Below are 16,760 nucleotides of genomic sequence, written 5' to 3'. Positions count from 1 at the left end.
AACGAAAGCTTAGCTCGTTCGTGCGAATTTTAAGACGATTGCAATCATTAATCTTAACCCGGTATTTCAGTGTCTAACCATCCTGTGACTATTCTGTTTCCCATTTACGCCTTAGCGCGAATCCATGATGCCCGTTGCTACACAGGAGGGACATCATGGAAAGCCTTCGTTCCGAACCGGTGCAGCGCGCAACTTTCGGCCTGAGAAAGGCGGTCCCCCGCGCCTGCGTCATCGACGGCAAGCAGCACCTTCGAACATTCCTCGGCGAAACGCTCGAGGAGCTCGGCTTCGTCGTCCACGGCTGTGCCTCGTCGGACGACCTCGCACTCGTACTCGATACGATGTTTCCGGATCTGCTGATCTTCGGCCTGTCAGCCGGAGGCGTGGAGGCAACACGCGCGCTTGAAGCCGCGGCTGCGCGAAACTTCGACGGCAAGGTGTTGCTGCTCGGCGCCGCCGCGTCACCGATGGTCAGCGCCGTGCGTAGTTTCGGCAGCCGGCTCGGCTTGACGATGCTGCCGATTCTGAAGACGCCGTTCGGCGACCGCGACTTGCGCCTGGCGATCTCCTCGTTAATTCCGTCCGAAGCACCNCCCGAACCGCCGGTCGACGCCGCCGAGGCGCTCGACGCCGGCTGGCTCGAACTGTGGTACCAGCCAAAAGTCGCGACCCGCAGCTTCGTGCTCGACGGCGCCGAGGCGCTGATCCGGATGCGCCATCCGACCTGGGGCGTGGTGCCGCCGGCCTACTTCATTCCGGCAGACAATGACCCGAATTTTCGTGCACTGTCCGAATTCGTCATTCGTCAGGTGCTGAATGACTGGCATTACTTCATCACCCAGCGCGGCGGCACTCGTCTTGCGATCAACCTGCCGCTGTCGTTCTTCAGAAGCCCCGGCGCTACGCAACATCTCTGCCGGATGCTGCCGCAGCATCCAGCTTTCGAGGGCCTGACAGTCGAGATGCGCGGCGCCGAGATCGTTCAGGATTTATCCTTTGCGAACGAACTCGCGCATACACTGCAACTGCACAACATTGGCATTTCGATCGACGACCTGGGCGAACAATGGCCGTCGCTCGCCGAACTCGACGAGTTTCCGTTCATCGAGGTCAAACTCGACCGCAGTTTTGCAGCCGGCTGCGCCGACGACCGGCTGCGACGGCTCGCCTGCCGGCAGATCGTCGATTTCGCGCAAAGCACCGGCGCACGCACCGTTGCTGAAGGGATCGAAAGTCGCGGCGACTTTCTGACCCTGCGCGACATGGGCGTGGATCTGATCCAGGGCTATCTGTTCGCCAAGCCGATGACGGCACAGAAGTTCGCCCGCTTCAGCCTGCGCCGCGCCGAGCCTCTCGCCTGACAATGATGCGGCCGTTCTCCCGGGCATCACTGGCTCTTTTGGAAACGACCGATCGATTCAAATTTTAGCGATCGGCTGAACGGTAAGACAATGCTTCACTGCCAGGGTGAACCCAGCAAGCAAGACTATCGAGGCAGTGATGGGTGAGGCAGAGTATTACCGTCTTCTCAATGCGGTTTCCGCGGCGATCGCCGTCGAGCCGCTGCCGAATCTGCCTTGCGAGGACGACGATCATCTCGTCGTTCCGGCTCCGGCCAACGACAATGACGGCGCCTGGCCGCATTTCGCTTTTCCGGATGGCTGGACGGCATCCTGCTGAGATCTTCGGAAAGTGCCCGAACGGACAACCGACAAAGGCTGATCCGTCTTCCTTCGTAGTATCTCCCCTCCGGAATCAGGAACACATCACGTCCCGCGCGAAAGAAGCGCGGGCGCGTGGAACCGGCAGCATAGAGGCGTTTTCCGGACGCCGCTGTTCAGGCACCTTCGCCTCCGAATGGCTTCGGCCAAGGCGCCTTCTCACGACGCTTTGGCGTATTTGCCCGTGAGCTGTGGCGTCAGCCCCTCGAGGCCCTTGTTGGCACGCTCAAGCCGCGTCTCGCGCGACCAGCTACGCTTCAGCGGATCGCTTACCTTGATCGTCAGCCGCCCCAACCCTTGCGTCTCCAGCTCGACCGTGTCGCCGTCCTGAAATGCATTCAGGCCGCGATGGTTGGTGCCGGTGGCGAGGATATCGCCAGGATCGAGGGTGTGGATCGCACTCACCCACTCGATGCAGCGGGGGATCTTGTGCGCCATGTCGTCGGTGTTGAAATCCTGCATCAGCTTGCCATTGACCCATAGCTTCACCGGCAGTTTGTGCGGATCGGCGATCTCGTCGGCGGTGACGATGTACGGCCCGATTGGCGCGAAGGTGTCCCGCGACTTCATCTGGTAGAACACGTTGCCCGCGGGCGGCAGCCCCCGCGCCGAGCCGTCGATGAAGTTGACGTAGCCGAAAACATGGCTCATCGCATCGGCCGCCTTGACGTTGCTGGCGCGCTTGCCGATCACCACCGCCAGCTCCGCCTCACCCTCGAACACGGTAGCCGGCGCGTCCGGCAGCTTCATCGTATCGCCGGGACCGATGATGGCGTTGGGCGACTTGGTAAAGGCATTGATCGGCGCGGGCTCAGTGCGCGTGCCGTCCTCCATATAGTTCACCGCCATGCAGACGATGTTGCGCGGACGCGGCAGCGGCGGACGAACCTGGACGCCCGAGAGCGCCACGCCCTTGCCCTTCTGCGCAGCCTCCTCAAGCTTCCCGCGGAGGCTGTCGAAATGCTCGATCACAGCGGCGATCAGATCGTGAGGACCGACATGCGGAACGGCTTCGACAGCAGTGGTGACATCGATCACCTCGTCGTTGCGAACGACGCCAAGGCGGAAGTCATTGAAGAACATCAGTTTCATGGGCGGCACACATCCATCACGGTGGAAATCAGACGCAAGCAGCCTAGCACATCAAGCTGCCCGCGCTTCAAGCCCGACATTCATGCGGTTTCCGAACAAGCGCATCGCCTTTCGCATGCGCGAGACGTCGTACATGCAAAAACGGCGCGAGAGACCTCTCGCGCCACCACTGGCTTCAAATGCTTTCCAACTCTCGCTGCTGGTCAGACCGTGCCGATCAAACCGTCACGCGCTTGCCGAGGGCGCCATAAGCCTCGCGTGCGTCCTTGATCAGTTGAGCCATCACGTCCGCGACGGTGGAACGGGCGTTGACATAAGCGATGCTCTGCCCGGCCGGATAATGCACCAGCGGCTTAATGTCGTGTTCGTCGATGGCGCCGAGCAAATCGCCGACCAGGATGTCTTGGTAGGGCATCTTCAGTGGTGACGGCACTCCTTCCTTTGCCCACTCCTCGCTCCAGGCGCTACGGATCTGGCGCAACGTCTTGCCGCTGTCGGCGCGGGAGATCACGGTATCCTCGCTGCCCGCGGCAAGCAGCTTCTCGACGATGGTCTCGCTCAGCCCATACTCCTTGGTGGCGAGCCAGGCCGTGCCCATCCACACGCCGACGGCACCCAGCGCCAGCGCCGCGACGATGTGCTTGCCGGTCGCAACGCCGCCCGCCGCCACAACCGGCGTATCGCCTGCCACCTCGACGATCTGCGGCACCAGCGAGAAGGTGCCGATCGGCCCGGTATGCGCGCCCGCGTCGTGCCCCTGGGCCACCAGGATGTCTACGCCGGAGGCGATCGCACGGCTGGCATGATTGCGGTTGCCGACCAGCGCCACGGTCATCTTGCCTTGCGCCTTCGCCCGCCGCAGCACATCCGGCGGCGCACCGATGCCGCAGGCGAGCAGATCGACGTCGGATTCAAGCACCGCCTCGATCTGCGCCACCGCCATGTCCTTGGAGCGGACGAAGCGTGAGCGCATGCCGGCCTTCGACGCCGGCGGCACCTCGTAACGCTTGATAAGGCTGTCGACGAAAGCCCGATGTTTTTCAGGAAGCTGCTTCTCGATCGCCGGGCGGTCGTCATGATCAGGCATATTCGGCGGCAGCACCAGATCGACTCCGAACGGCCGATCGCCGACGAGCGCACGAATCGTCTTCAGGTTTGCGCGGATTTCCTCCGGCGTGTCGCGCGTCGCNCCGTAGATGCCGAACCCGCCATTGCGGGTGACTTCAGCAGCCGCCTGCACGCTGTGGACGAAGCCAAACACGGGGACATCAATGCCGAGGCGGTCGCAAAGCGGGGTCTTGAGGGGCATGGCGTCTCCTTATCGATCGTCCACAATATCTGTTTAATTCATATATATTAAAATTCTTGAACATGTCAATTAGAGCATGTACAAGGCGGTATGGACACGCGCATGAAATTGCTGCTCGCCGCCGAGCGTCTGTTCGCCCTGCATGGGCCGGAAGGCACATCGACGCGAATGATCGTCGCCGAGGCCGGGCAGAAGAACGCCTCCGCCCTCACCTATTATTTCGCCGATCGTGCCGCGCTGATCGAGGCGATCTGCGCGCTGCGGATGGAGCCGATCAACAACGAGCGCATCGAACGCGTCGCCCGTTATCTCGCGGCCAAGCCGGCGCCGGCGGAGCGGTTACGCGCGCTGCTCGGCATCCTGTGCGAACCCGGCCTGATCCCGATCATCGAGGCGAAGGGCAAAAGCTACTTCCGCCGCTTCCTGGCGCAGGCGATCAACAGCCCCTCAACCTCGTTCTACACTCTGGTTAAAGGCCGTTTCGACAGCGGTCTGCGCCAGGCGGCGCCGTTGATGCGTGAGGAAGCAGCTCACCTGCCGCCCGAGATCGCCAACAAGCGCATCGCCATGATGATCCGCGCAACCAGCTACCTGTCGGCGCACCTCGAAGCCCGCTGCTCACAGGGCCCATGGTCGGTGCGCCGGATCGAAATGGAAACCGAGACCCAGCTGATGATCGACGGTTTCGTCGGCTTCCTGCAAGGCCCGCATGTCGCCACCATTCCGCAAACCGCCAGCAAGAGCGGCACGACGAACCACATACCAACGGAAGCAACCTGGGAGACCGCCCTGTCATGAAACGCGTACTCGCCGCATTGGTCGGCCTGATGTTGAGTGCAACCGCCCACGCGCAGGACAACTACCCCTCGCGGGTGGTGAAGGTGATCGTGCCTTACACGCCGGGCGGCATCACCGACGTCCTCGCCCGCCTGGTTGCCGATGGCCTGTCGCATGCGCTTGGTCAGCAGTTCATCGTCGAAAACCGGCCTGGCGGCGGCACCTCGATCGGCACCCGCGCCGTGGTCACCGCTCCGCCCGACGGCTACACACTGTTGATGGGGACCACTGTCCTCAGCATCAATCCGCATCTGATGGCGAACCTCGATTACGACGCAGCGAAGGATCTCGTGCCGATCGCCAATGTCGGCGAATCGATCGGCCTGATCGCGGTGCCGGAATCGACGCCGGTGAAGACGTTGGCCGAGCTGATCGCACTGGAGAAATCCAAGCCCGGCCAACTCTCGTTCGGCTCGGCGGGTCCCGGCAGCATCGGCCACATTGCCGGGGAGATGTTCAACCAGCTTGCGGGCACCAAATTCACGCACGTCGCCTATCGTGGCAGCGCGCCGCTGCTGAACGACGCCATGGGCGGTCACATCCCGATGATCGTCGACGGCGTGATCACGACGCTCCCGGCGATCCAGGGAGGCAAGCTACGGCCGCTGGTGATCCTGCGAGCCAAGCGCACCGAACTCCTGCCGGATGTCCCGACCTCGGCGGAGGCCGGATTCCCCGACCTGATCTCCACCAGCTACTACGGCTATCTCGCGCCGCGCGGCACGCCGGAGGAGATCGTCACCAAGCTCAACACCGAGATCAACAAGATCTTGTCCCGTCCCGATGTGCAGGAGAAGATCAAGCAACAAGGTGCGGTGCTGACCGGCGGTTCGCCAGAGGATTTCGCCAAGCTGATCGAACAGACCACCAAGCGCTACGGCGATATCATCAAAGCTGCGAACATCACTGCGAACTGATCCAGCACGACAGCCCCTGCGCGCGGCCAGCCCGGCCGTGCGCAATCGTCTGTTGACGGCCGGGGACACGCCGCCCGACAATCCGGAAAACCTCGCACGACAACGGAGGAAACCGGCGTGACCCTCACATACGAAAAGCGTGACGGCGTCGCTTACATCACCCTCGCCAATCCGGACAAGGCCAACATCCTCGACAAGGCGACCTCCGATGCGATCTCGGAGGCCTGGACCGATCTCTGGGAAGACCGCGCGATCCGCTGCGCCATTCTCACTGGTGAGGGCAACCGGCACTTCTGCGGCGGGCACAACCTCGCACCATTGCCCGGATTGACCGAGGATGACCGCGAATATCTGCGCACGCAACGCATCTTCTGGCCGTTAGCGGGCACTGTGCATGGGCAGCGAACCGGCGTCGACGGGCGGATGGGCGACCACTATCCGCGAGTCTGGAAGCCGGTGATCGCCGCCGTCAACGGCTGGGCCGCGGGCGCCGGACTTTACATCCTGCTCGCCTCGACGGATATCCGCATTGCCAGCGCGGAGCACGCCCGTTTCAAGTTCGCCCTCACCAGCCAGGGCTGGCTCGGTCACGGCCCCGGCGCCAGCTTGCTGATCAAGCAGCTCCGTTACATCGATGCGATGAAGATGCTGCTCACCGACGAACCGATCGATGCTGGCGAGGCGCTACGCGTCGGCCTGATCAACGAGGTGGTGCCGCACGCAAAACTGATGGAGCGGGCGGAGGCGGTCGCGCGACAGATCTGTAAGATGCCCCCGGTCGCGGTACGCATGATGAAGGAGTTCGTGGTGCGCTTTGGCGATATGCCGACCGACCAGGCCTGGCATGTTCAGAACCTGATCAACTCGCTGCTGATTCAGGTCACTCTGGATGGCCATGAGGGGCGCCAGGCGTTCAACGAAAAGCGCCCGCCGAATTTCACCGGCACGCTACGCCGCCGCGGCGAGCCGTGGGACGAGCCGGAGGGCGAGCGGGCGCAGCGGCTGAACGATGCCTATCGCAGCGGCGAATACTGAGCATCACGCTCCTTCCCGCCTGCATGGGAAAGCCTGCAACACTGCCTGACGAAAAGGAAGACACCGAAGCTCGCAGCAGGTCATCCGTCGCCGCATTGCAGGCGGCTCGCAAAGCGGATTAGCTTGCCGACGGCGCCATGAAAACAACACTGTCATCGACTGCCTTCACCGTCCTTGCTTTGTGCTTCGTGCTTGCGGTCCTCGGACGCGGCATGAGCGAGAGTTTCACTGTCTTTCTGCTGCCGATTTCCTCGTCGTTCGGCTGGGATCGCGCCAATGTCCTGTCGATTTATTCGATGGCGGCACTGGTCAATGGTCTGTCATCGCCATTCGCCGGGCGGCTGTTCGACCGTGCTGGCCCGCGCGTGGTGTACTCGCTGGGGCTGATCCTGATTGCGGGCGCTCTCCTTGCCGCATCCATAGCGGGACAGCTCTGGCAGCTGCAGATGAGCCTTGGCCTCAGCGTCGGTCTCGGCGTGGCCTGTATCGGCAATGTTCCGAACACAATCCTGCTTGGACGCTGGTTCGGCGAGCGCCTGCCTGCGGCAATGGCTGTGATCTTCTCGGCTATGGGCGCCGGCGTGCTGGTGCTGCTGCCCGTCTCGCAATTGCTGATCGACCACGCGGGCTGGCGCGGCGCTTACCAGATCATGGGCGGCTGCGCGCTCGCCCTGCTGGTTCTGCTGCAGCTGCTGCCGTGGCGAATCTTCGCCGCGGGCTCGCCCGATCTGCCGAAGACGGCTGCCGCGACCGCCGTCGAAAATGGCTGGACGCTCGTCGGCGCCATGCGCCATCACGCGTTCTGGTCGTTGTTCTCGACATTCTTCTTCACGGCGGTCGGCATGTTCGCGATTTCCGCGCAGATCGTCGCCTATCTCGTCGATGCCGGTTTCGCGCCGCTGCAAGCGGCGACGGCCTGGGGTTTCAGTGGCGTGGTTCTGGTGATCGGCATGCTGTCGATCTCCTGGCTCGATGGCGTCATCGGCCGCCGTCCGTCGATCCTGCTGAGCTATGCGCTATCGATCGCCGGCATCGCCATGATGTGGCTATTGAAGTTCTATCCCAACACCATCCTGCTGGCGGGCTTCATCCTATGCTTCGGCAGCATGGTCGGCTCGCGCGGTCCGCTGATCTCGGCCACCGCGATGCGCTTTTTCCAGGGCAAGAATGTCGGAACGATCTTCGGCACGATTTCCATCGGCAGCGGCCTCGGCGCGGCGCTCGGATCATGGTGCGGCGGTCTGATCCACGACGCCACCGGCAGCTACGACCTAGTGATCGTCTTCGCCCTGGTCAACGTTATCCTCGGCATGATCCCCTTCCTGGTCGTACCAGCGTTACGTCAGTGACCACCTGAACTCCTACGCCAGACGGCGGACAACGCATGGCAGAGCTTCGCGCCGCCATTCGACAAGACGCCGAACATCTGCATTACTGCCCTGAAACTCGCCGACCGTTCGCATCCAATAACAAGGAGGAAGACCCGCAATGTCGCTGGCCTATGAAGGCGTTCGCATTCTCGATTTCACGCAACTTCTGTCCGGGCCGGTCGCGACCCAGCAGTTTGCGCTGCTCGGCGCGGAGGTGATCAAGGTGGAGCGTCCGGGCGTCGGCGACCAGTTCGCGAACACCATGCATACCGAGCCAAGTCGGCAGAGCGGGCGCTCGTTTCCGTTCCAGGGCGCCAATCTCGGCAAGCGCAGCCTGACGCTCGACCTGAAGCGTAGGGAGGCCGTCGAGATCATCCTTACCCTCGCCAAGCGCTGTGATGCCCTTGTCGAGAACTTCGCCGCCGGCGTGATCGGACGGCTGGGGCTCGACTACGAGAGCGTGCGCAAGGTCAACCCGAACATCGTCTATTGCTCGGTGTCCGGTTATGGCCAGAAAGGACCGAAGGCCGGTGTCGCCGCATATGATGGCGCCATCCAGGCCGCCTCTGGCATGATGGCGGCGACCGGCGATCCCAGAACCGGTCCGGTCCGCGCAAGCTATATGCCGGTGGATATCTCGACCGCCCTACTCACCTCGTTCGCCCTCGCCTCCGGTCTCTATCGCAAGCTCAGAACCGGCGAGGGCCAGTACATCGACGTGGCGATGATGGACACGGCGGTGCTGCTGCAGATGCCGCAGATGATGAACTACTTGAATGCAGGCGTGGTGCCGCAACTGAGCGGCAACCGCGCCGCAACCGGCAGCCCTACCGCCGATGCGTTCGCGACCAAGGACGGTCACGTCATGATCGTCACCATCGAGGAGCGGCATGTGGAGGCACTGCTCGCGGTTCTCGGATTGTCGGAACTTCATGCGGACCCGAAATATCGCGACGAGACCGCGCGCCGGGCGAACGAGCAGACGTTGCGTCCGCTGCTCGATCGTGCCTTTGCGGCAGACACGACAGCCAGCTGGTGCGCGCGACTGAGCCAGGCGGGCGTCGCTTGCGCCGCGGTCTCACAGCTGCCGGATGTCGCCGCGCAAGAGCAATTCAACCATCGCAGCCTGTTTGCTCCCATCGCCATGGCGGGCACGTCCGACACCCAAATCAAAACCGTCGTCACCGGGTATACGATGACCAGCGACGGCCCTCGCCCGCGGCCTGCCCCTGCCCTCGGGGAACACAGCGAGGCGATCCTGGCCGAAGCCGGTTATACGACAGCCGACATCGCCCGCTTCCGCAAAGAGGCGCTGATCTGAGCCGATATCGGGCTCGCCCACATCGCAGCGCCCCTCCTCATTCACATGCACATTCCTCCCGAAATATGCTGCACAGTTCCAGATCATGCTTTAGTACACTAGATTACTGATAAGAGTTAGGGAGGAAGTGCCATGTCGTGCCAGTTTGATTTCAAGGGAAAGACTGTCTTCGTATCCGGCGGGACCAGCGGCATCAATCTCGGCATCGCCGAAGGCTTCGCTGCGGCGGGGGCGCGCGTTGCGGTGATGAGCCGCAACGCGGAGCGGGTGGCGGCCGCACGCGAGCATCTGGCCCGCTTCGGCCAGCCGGTGATCGGCGAAGTCGGCGACGTGCGCGATTTCGAACAGGTCAAGCGGGCACTGAAAGCGGCCCACGACGTCTTCGGCGATATCGACGTGCTGGTTTCCGGCGCGGCAGGCAACTTCCTGCAGCCCGCTCTGAACCTATCGCCGAACGGCTTCAAAGTGGTTGTCGATATCGATCTGATCGGCACATTTCATGTGCTGCGCGCCGGCTTCGACTTCCTGCGCAAGCCGGGAGCCTCGATCATCAACATCTCCGCGCCGCAATCGTTCAATCCGGCGCCAATGCAGGTGCATGTCTGCGCGGCAAAGGCCGGCCTCGATCAGGTCATGCGCGTGCTGGCGCTGGAATGGGGCGAATACGGCGTGCGCGTCAACTCGATCTCGCCAGGACCGATCGACAAGACCGGCGGCCTCGACAAACTGATCTCCGAAGCCGACGTGAAGAGCATGGCGGAGCGGATTCCGGCACGTCGGCTCGGTACGCGGGATGATATCGCGCAGATGGCGATGTTCCTCGGCTCGCCGCAGGCGAGCTACATCACCGGTACGCTGATTCCGGTCGACGGAGGGCTCGCTCTGATCGGCGGGCGCGGTCATGCTCCTAACCCCGAGCCGACGCCGCGAAATTAACAGACAGAAAGGCATAACAAGCCATGTCGTTGCCGATTATCGTCGAAAGGCACGGTCCCGTTCAGGTCTGGCGCTTCAATCAACCCGAAACACGCAATGCCATCAGCCCGGAAATCCGCGCCCAACTCGGAGACCTCGCGCCGGCCTTCGCTACCGATCCAAGCATACGTAGCCTCGTCATCACCGGCACCGAAACGTCCTTTTGCGCCGGCGGCGACATCCGCAGCATGACCTCCGGCCGCGGCACCGTTGCAGTCCGTAAACGTATGATGGGACATTACGAATGGTTGACGCCACTCGTGAACACCGAGAAGCCGATCATCACCGCCGTCAACGGCGCGGCAGCCGGCGCGGGCTTCTCGGTCGCGCTGCTCGGCGACATCGTTATGGCGTCAGACGCTGCCTATTTCGTTGCCGGTTTTCCAGCAGTGGGCACACTGCCGGACTTGTCGTTGCTTTATCACCTGCCGCGCGCTGTCGGCCTGCCGGTTGCGAAGGACCTGCTCCTGACCAATCGTCGTGTCCAGGCCACCGAAGCCCTGACGCTCGGGCTCGTCAGCCGGGTCGTTCCACATGCGACCCTCCTGCCGACCGCTCTGGAGGTGGCCACGCAACTCGCCAGTGGCCCAGCGATCTCGCTCGGTCTCACCAAGACGATGCTCAATCAATCGCTGAACGATTCCTTCGAAAGCTTCCTGATGAAGGAAGGTATGGCGCAGGCCATTGCCTTCGGCACCGAGGACTTCTTGGAGGGAACCAGCGCGTTCAGGGAAAAGCGAAGGCCTGTTTTCAAAGGAGCTTGACGTCTGGTCGCCCGCGACCGCGCCTGCGCTGCCGGCTTAGGCAGGCACCATCAGACCATCCTGTAGCGACAGCGATACATGATAGACATCGCCATCGTCCGGATCAGGTCGCACGGAGAAGCCAAGCGCGCGGCACATCCGCAGCATCGCCTGATTGCCGCGCAGCACCTGACCGGTCAGGGACTTCAATCCCTCGGATTTGGCATAGGCGATCAGCAGCTTCATCAGTGCCCAGCCGAGTCCGCGCCCTTTCAAATCAGAGCGGAGCAGGATCGCATATTCGGCAGTTTCGTAATTCGCATCCGCATGCAGCCGGACGACGCCGATGATCTTATCCGCCTCGTCGAGCGCGGCGAACGCCATCGCCCGTGCGTAATCGAGCTGCGTCAGCCGCGCGAAGAAGGCGTGGGTGAACGTCTTCATCGGTGCGAAGAAGCGCAGGCGGAGGTCCTCCGGTGACACCTGCTGGGCCAGTTCGATCAGCAGCGGTTCGTCCTCGGGACGGATCGGCCGCACCCGGACGCGCCAGCCATCCTTGACCTCGAGAGTCCGGCGCCACTCATCCGGATAGGGGCGCACCGCCAGACGGGCGCCCCCCGCGACCGGCTTCGCAACCTCGACACGCGCATCGACGGCAATCGCGCCGCTCTCGTCCGCTACGAGCGGATCGATGTCCAGGCCGCGGATCTCTGGCAGATCGGCGGCCATCTGCGCAAGCCGGACCAGGACCAGCGCGATCGCCTCGCGATCCGCCGCGGCGACATCGCGATACGCATTCAGCCGGCGCGTTACTCGCGTCTGTCCGATCAGATCATGCGCCATTTTCAGATCGAGCGGTGGCAGCGCAATCGCCTTGTCGTTGATCACCTCAACCGCGGTCCCGCCGCGGCCGAACACGACGACCGGACCAAAGGTCGGGTCGGCGGCGATACCCGCGATCAACTCCCGGCCATGCCGCCGCAGCACCATCGGCTGCACCGTCACGCCTTCGATCCTGGCGGCAGGACGCGCAGCTTGCGCCTTCGTCATCACCTCGCGCGCAGCGGTCTCCACTGCCTCGGCAGAAGCGAGATTGAGCCGCACGCCACCCGCATCCGACTTACGCACGATATCGCGCGACAAGATTTTGACCGCGGCCGCCGAACCTTCCTGCAGAAACGGCATCGCCGCCGCCCGCGCAGCCTCCGGGTCTGCCGCCAGCACCGTGCGCACGACGGGAATGCCGTAAGCCTCCAATAGCGACACCGCCTCCACCGGATCGAGCCACCTGCGGCCCTCGGCGACAGCCGTAGCGACGATCGTGCGGGCCTTCACGACGTCGCGTGAAAAGCTCGCCGGCAAGCTCGGCGGCACCTCCATGAGCGCAGCAACCGCCTCGCGATAACGCACCATGTGCATGAAGCCGCGCACGGCATCGTCCTCAGTGCGATAATTTGGGATCGCCGCCGCACTGAAGGTGGCGGCCACAGACTCGTCGTTGCCAATCCACGCGGCCAGCACCGCTTTCGGCGGGAAACGCGTTTCCCGGTCCGCAACGACGACCCGTGTGACAGCTTGAGCGATTTCCGCAGCGGATGCGACTGCGGTCTGCACGTTCATGACGAGGAGCGCATCGTTCTCGTCATCGGCGAGCAGCGCCTCCAGCGATGCGGCATACCGCTGCGGGTCCGCATCGCCAACGATATCGACCGGATTGCCATGCGACCAGATCGGCGGCAGCAGCGTATCGAGACGTTGGTAAGCCGCCTTGCCGATCTCAGCCGGAATACCGCCCAGTTCGACCAGTCGATCGATCGCCAGCACGCCGATCCCACCTCCATTGGTCAGGATCGCCAGCCGCTTGCCCGATGGCGGACGAATCCGCCCGAGCGTCTCAGCGCAGTCGAAGAACTCGCGCAGATCGAGCACCCGCAGCAGACCAGCGCGACGGAACGCCGCTGCATACACCGCATCCGATCCCGCCAATGCGCCGGTATGCGTTGCCGCAGCCCGTGCGCCCGGCGCCATCCGCCCCGATTTCACCACCACCACCGGCTTTGTCCGGGCAGCGGCGCGCGCCGCCGACATGAACTTGCGGGCATCCTTGACCGCTTCGATATAGAGCAGGATCGCCCGGGTCTGCCCATCGAGGGCGAAGTAATCCAGAAGGTCGGCGAGATCGATGTCGAGTTGATCGCCAACCGATACGATGCCCGAGAAACCGACCGAGCGCCCGGCCGCCCAGTCCACCATGGCAGCGGCGATCGCGCCCGATTGCGAGATCAGGGCAAGATCGCCCGCGCGCGGCATCGACGAGGCAAAGCTGGCATTGAGACGAGCCCTCGGCGCCAGTGCGCCGATGCTGTTCGGCCCGATCAGCCGCATGCGATACGCACGGGCGATGCGCTCGACGGCCTCTGCCCGCGATCCCGGCCCATGACCGAGGCCAGCGCTGATGATCAGGGCGCCTGCGCTCCCCTTTCGACCCGCATCCTCGACGACCCCGGGGATTGCCGCCGGCGGCACCGTGACAACGACGAGATCGGGCACGAACGGCAGCGCCGCCAGCGTGCGCACCGCCTTCAGGCCATCGATCTCCGCGTAATACGGATTGGCCAGCCCCACAGGGCCCGGAAAATCGGCGGCGCGAAGATTGCGCAGGATCGCGCGGCCGAGCGAATTGGGCCGCAGGCTGCCGCCAACGAGCGCAAGCGAGCGTGGGGCAAGCAGCCTTTCGATATTGTACGTCGACATGAAGGCTCACGTATCCCTGCCTGAAACCGCTCGCCTGAAGCCGCGTGGCTTCGGAAGCAGTACCTTAGCAGCCGGACGGACCGATAATAGTCCCTCCGCCGGCCTTGCGGCGGCCGCGGAGCTGACCTGATTTGAACCTTACGCGGGATTCGCGGTTAATAGAGGTTATCCATTCGGCACAGAGGGGCGATATGCGCGCGTACCAGATCATGACCAGACCGGTGATCACCGTGAAGACCGACACCTCGGTTTCCGACGCAGCCGGGCTGATGCTGAAAGAGCGGATCAGCGGGCTGCCGGTGACCGATGCGGCCGGCAAGCTGGTTGGCATCGTCTCGGAGGGCGATTTCCTGCGCCGGGGTGAAATTGGCACGCGGCGGAAACGGTCCGCCTGGCTCGAATTCTTCGTTGGCCCCGGCAAGCTTGCCAACGAATTCGTGCATCAGGAAGGGCGTACCGTCGAAAACGTGATGACACGCAATCCGCAAACCATCCCCGAGGACGCTCCTCTCGAAGAGATCGTCGAGCGGATGGAGCAGAACGGCATCAAGCGCTTGCCGGTGGTGCGTGGTGACACCTTGGTCGGCATCGTCACCCGCGCCAACCTGTTGCAGGCGGTCGCCAACCTTTCCCGGGACAGCGCCGCCCCGAGCGCAACCGACGATCAACTCCGCCAGACCATCATGGCCGAAATCGAGAAGCAGCCTTGGCGGCCGATGGGCTTGAACGTGGTGGTTCGCGGCGGCGTCGCCGACCTGTCAGGTGTCATCACCGACGACCGCCAACGCAAGGCCGCCGTTGTCGCTGCGCAAAACGTTGCTGGTATCAAACAGGTGCACGATCACCTGTGCTGGGTGGATACCATGTCAGGCGCCTATCTCGATTCACCGGAGGACAGCCGCGCCAAGGACAGCCAGGCCAAAACACCTTGAAAAGCCTCTGCTGAAGAGGCCTACACCAGCCCTTCAGCGATGGTCAGACGCTCGAGCAGTCGCCGCTGTGCGGCGGCATGGTCGTCAGCGGCCTCGTTATCGATAGCCACGTAGCGTCCGTTCCAATAGGCGAGTGCGCCCTGCCCCGCCGATGTCTGCAGCTCCAGCACCCGGCCGATGATGATCACATGCGAATGGCGGTGGATGACATGTTCGACCTCGCAGTCGATCGCTGCCAGCGCGCCGCGCAGCAGCGGAACGCCGGAAGCCAGCACCATCCATTCGCCGCCATCGAACCGCGCCGGCCCGTGCAATCCTCCCTTACCGCTGAAACGATCGGCAATCGCTGTCTGGTCGGCCGCCAGAATATTGGCGCCAAACACGCCACGCTTCTGGATCAGCGGCCATGACGACGACTGACGATTAACGCTGACCATTACCGTCGGCGGATCGACTGACAACGATACGAACGACGATACAGTCATCCCGGAAATTTCGCCGTCGCGCCCTGCTGTGATGATGGTGACGCCGCCCGGAAGCTGGCGCATCGCCGCTTTGAAGGCGTCGACATCGACGCCTTCAGCGACACCGAGATCCGTCAAGCGGCTCATCGTTTGCTCCCGCACGTCCACCCGCTATTCCGCCGCAACCTTGGCCTGCTGCCGTTCGGCAACCAGCTTGCGCGTCAGCGGGATCAGCTCCCGGCCATACTCGACGGCGTCGATCAACGGATCGAAGCCGCGGATCAGGAAGATATCGACGCCGAGTTCATAGTAATCCAGGAACGCCTCGGCGACCTGCTCAGGCGTCCCGACCAGCGACGTCGAGTTACCGCGGGCGCCAGTGAGGTTGGCGATGCCGGTCCATAGCCGCTTGTCGAGCCGCGCGCCTTGCGCCGCAAGCGCCAGAAGCCGTTTCGAACCTTCATTCGGCGGCCCGTTTTCAGCCCGCTTGAAACCGGTCTTCTCCTGTAGAGCCCGCGCCCGCTCGAGAATCGCATCGGCCTTGGCCCAAGCCTTCTCCTCGGTGTCCGCGATGATCGGCCGGAACGACAGGCTGAAACGCGGCGACGGACGGCCGTTCTTTGCCGACGCCGCGCGCACCCGCGCGATCACCTTACGCACTTCTTCGTAGGTCTCGCCCCAGAGCGCGAACACGTCCGCATGCCGGCCTGCGACTTCGATCGCCGGGTCCGATGCGCCTGCGATGAACACCGGAATCCCATCCGGCTGATACGGTTTGATTTGCGAGAAGCCGCCTTTCACCTGATAGTACTTTCCATCGTAGTCGAACGGCTTTTCGCTGGTCCACTCCGCACGCACCACGTCGAGGAATTCGCTGGTGCGGGCGTAACGCTCGTCCTTATCGGCGACGGTATTGCCGTCGTGCACGAGTTCAGCCTGGTCGCCACCGGTGATGACGTTGAGCGAGACACGCCCCTTGGTCAGGTGATCCAACGTCGCAAACTGGCGCGCGAACACGGTCGGCGCGGTGAAACCCGGCCGCTGCGCGATGAAGACGTTCAGCCGTTCGGTGACATGGGCTACATGTTGCGCCACCTGCAGCGCATCCGGCAGATCGGAATGAAACGCCAGCAATGCCCGGTCGAAGCCGGAGTTCTCGTGTGCCTTTGCGACCGTCTCGACATGGTTGATGTCCAGGATCGGGCCGCTGCGCGGGATGATCTCCGATGAATTGTTGTTGCCGATATAGCCGATAAATTCGAGTGACATAAGATGTCTCCGATGGTGTGA

At 63.2% G+C, this 16,760-nt stretch carries 15 protein-coding genes; 10 read left to right on the top strand and 5 right to left on the bottom strand.

Features of this window, described 5'->3' with window-relative positions; all coding sequences use genetic code 11:
* Positions 1 to 155: 155 nt before the first annotated feature.
* Positions 156 to 1,361: an EAL domain-containing protein gene (locus tag X566_RS14350; RefSeq protein WP_051444109.1), complete on the top strand. Its 1,206-nt coding sequence runs from the start codon at positions 156 to 158 to the stop codon at positions 1,359 to 1,361.
* A gap of 139 nt (positions 1,362 to 1,500) precedes the next feature.
* Entirely contained in the window at positions 1,501 to 1,680 is a 180-nt protein-coding gene (locus X566_RS14345; protein WP_034467331.1) for a hypothetical protein, read from the top strand.
* 200 nt (positions 1,681 to 1,880) lie between these two features.
* Here the strand turns inward: X566_RS14345 and X566_RS14340 are convergent, their stop codons facing one another.
* Both X566_RS14340 and X566_RS14335 read right to left on the bottom strand, forming a co-directional pair.
* The gene (locus X566_RS14340) at positions 1,881 to 2,813 is read right to left on the bottom strand and encodes a fumarylacetoacetate hydrolase family protein (protein WP_034467329.1); all 933 of its coding nucleotides are present in this window, start codon (positions 2,811 to 2,813) and stop codon (positions 1,881 to 1,883) included.
* A gap of 217 nt (positions 2,814 to 3,030) precedes the next feature.
* Entirely contained in the window at positions 3,031 to 4,122 is a 1,092-nt protein-coding gene (locus X566_RS14335) for a nitronate monooxygenase family protein (RefSeq protein ID WP_034467326.1), read from the bottom strand.
* Between the two features lie 102 nt (positions 4,123 to 4,224).
* Between X566_RS14335 and X566_RS23975 the strand changes: the two genes are divergently transcribed.
* The 7 genes from X566_RS23975 (at position 4,225) to X566_RS14300 (ending at position 11,341) form a co-directional block, all read left to right on the top strand.
* Positions 4,225 to 4,920 carry a TetR/AcrR family transcriptional regulator gene (locus tag X566_RS23975; RefSeq protein ID WP_160170476.1) on the top strand — a complete coding sequence of 232 codons (696 nt, stop codon included), beginning with the start codon at positions 4,225 to 4,227 and terminating at the stop codon, positions 4,918 to 4,920.
* Positions 4,917 to 5,876, top strand: coding sequence for a tripartite tricarboxylate transporter substrate binding protein (locus tag X566_RS14325; protein ID WP_034467324.1), 960 nt, complete (start codon positions 4,917 to 4,919; stop codon positions 5,874 to 5,876). The genes X566_RS23975 and X566_RS14325 overlap by 4 nt, the downstream gene beginning before the upstream one ends.
* 117 nt (positions 5,877 to 5,993) lie before the next feature.
* A complete protein-coding gene (locus X566_RS14320; protein WP_051444107.1) occupies positions 5,994 to 6,911 on the top strand; it encodes an enoyl-CoA hydratase/isomerase family protein in 918 nt (305 codons plus the stop codon).
* 137 nt (positions 6,912 to 7,048) lie between these two features.
* Positions 7,049 to 8,260, top strand: a complete 1,212-nt coding sequence (locus X566_RS14315; RefSeq protein ID WP_034467322.1) for an MFS transporter — start codon at positions 7,049 to 7,051, stop codon at positions 8,258 to 8,260.
* A gap of 139 nt (positions 8,261 to 8,399) precedes the next feature.
* Positions 8,400 to 9,602: a CaiB/BaiF CoA-transferase family protein gene (locus X566_RS14310; protein ID WP_034467319.1), complete on the top strand. Its 1,203-nt coding sequence runs from the start codon at positions 8,400 to 8,402 to the stop codon at positions 9,600 to 9,602.
* Between the two features lie 132 nt (positions 9,603 to 9,734).
* Entirely contained in the window at positions 9,735 to 10,538 is an 804-nt protein-coding gene (locus X566_RS14305; protein ID WP_034467317.1) for an SDR family oxidoreductase, read from the top strand.
* A gap of 23 nt (positions 10,539 to 10,561) precedes the next feature.
* Positions 10,562 to 11,341: an enoyl-CoA hydratase/isomerase family protein gene (locus tag X566_RS14300; protein ID WP_034467315.1), complete on the top strand. Its 780-nt coding sequence runs from the start codon at positions 10,562 to 10,564 to the stop codon at positions 11,339 to 11,341.
* 36 nt (positions 11,342 to 11,377) lie between these two features.
* On the opposite strand, the gene X566_RS14295 is transcribed toward X566_RS14300, so the two are convergent.
* On the bottom strand, positions 11,378 to 14,074 hold the full coding sequence (locus X566_RS14295) for a bifunctional acetate--CoA ligase family protein/GNAT family N-acetyltransferase (RefSeq protein ID WP_034467312.1): 2,697 nt from the start codon (positions 14,072 to 14,074) through the stop codon (positions 11,378 to 11,380).
* Between the two features lie 191 nt (positions 14,075 to 14,265).
* Between X566_RS14295 and X566_RS14290 the strand changes: the two genes are divergently transcribed.
* Positions 14,266 to 15,006, top strand: a complete 741-nt coding sequence (locus X566_RS14290; RefSeq protein ID WP_034467308.1) for a CBS domain-containing protein — start codon at positions 14,266 to 14,268, stop codon at positions 15,004 to 15,006.
* Between the two features lie 20 nt (positions 15,007 to 15,026).
* Here the strand turns inward: X566_RS14290 and X566_RS14285 are convergent, their stop codons facing one another.
* Both X566_RS14285 and X566_RS14280 read right to left on the bottom strand, forming a co-directional pair.
* Positions 15,027 to 15,617: a flavin reductase family protein gene (locus tag X566_RS14285; protein ID WP_034467305.1), complete on the bottom strand. Its 591-nt coding sequence runs from the start codon at positions 15,615 to 15,617 to the stop codon at positions 15,027 to 15,029.
* 24 nt (positions 15,618 to 15,641) lie between these two features.
* Positions 15,642 to 16,739 (bottom strand): LLM class flavin-dependent oxidoreductase, encoded by a 1,098-nt coding sequence (locus X566_RS14280; protein WP_034467302.1) that lies wholly within the window; start codon positions 16,737 to 16,739, stop codon positions 15,642 to 15,644.
* Between the last annotated feature and the right edge of the window lie 21 nt (positions 16,740 to 16,760).

This window comes from Afipia sp. P52-10 (assembly GCF_000516555.1).
GTDB lineage: Bacteria > Pseudomonadota > Alphaproteobacteria > Rhizobiales > Xanthobacteraceae > P52-10.
Note: the sequence above shows the minus strand (reverse complement) of the source record. Positions and strands in the feature narration are given on the sequence as shown.

Bases quoted from the DNA above. Each gene is read 5' to 3' on its own strand.
- X566_RS14345 (WP_034467331.1), top strand. From the start codon at position 1,501: ATGGGTGAGGCAGAGTATTACCGTCTTCTCAATGCGGTTTCCGCGGCG.
- X566_RS14340 (WP_034467329.1), bottom strand. From the start codon at position 2,813: ATGAAACTGATGTTCTTCAATGACTTCCGCCTTGGCGTCGTTCGCAAC.
- X566_RS23975 (WP_160170476.1), top strand. From the start codon at position 4,225: ATGAAATTGCTGCTCGCCGCCGAGCGTCTGTTCGCCCTGCATGGGCCG.
- X566_RS14325 (WP_034467324.1), top strand. From the start codon at position 4,917: ATGAAACGCGTACTCGCCGCATTGGTCGGCCTGATGTTGAGTGCAACC.
- X566_RS14315 (WP_034467322.1), top strand. From the start codon at position 7,049: ATGAAAACAACACTGTCATCGACTGCCTTCACCGTCCTTGCTTTGTGC.
- X566_RS14310 (WP_034467319.1), top strand. From the start codon at position 8,400: ATGTCGCTGGCCTATGAAGGCGTTCGCATTCTCGATTTCACGCAACTT.
- X566_RS14305 (WP_034467317.1), top strand. From the start codon at position 9,735: ATGTCGTGCCAGTTTGATTTCAAGGGAAAGACTGTCTTCGTATCCGGC.
- X566_RS14300 (WP_034467315.1), top strand. From the start codon at position 10,562: ATGTCGTTGCCGATTATCGTCGAAAGGCACGGTCCCGTTCAGGTCTGG.
- X566_RS14295 (WP_034467312.1), bottom strand. From the start codon at position 14,074: ATGTCGACGTACAATATCGAAAGGCTGCTTGCCCCACGCTCGCTTGCG.
- X566_RS14290 (WP_034467308.1), top strand. From the start codon at position 14,266: ATGCGCGCGTACCAGATCATGACCAGACCGGTGATCACCGTGAAGACC.
- X566_RS14285 (WP_034467305.1), bottom strand. From the start codon at position 15,617: ATGAGCCGCTTGACGGATCTCGGTGTCGCTGAAGGCGTCGATGTCGAC.
- X566_RS14280 (WP_034467302.1), bottom strand. From the start codon at position 16,739: ATGTCACTCGAATTTATCGGCTATATCGGCAACAACAATTCATCGGAG.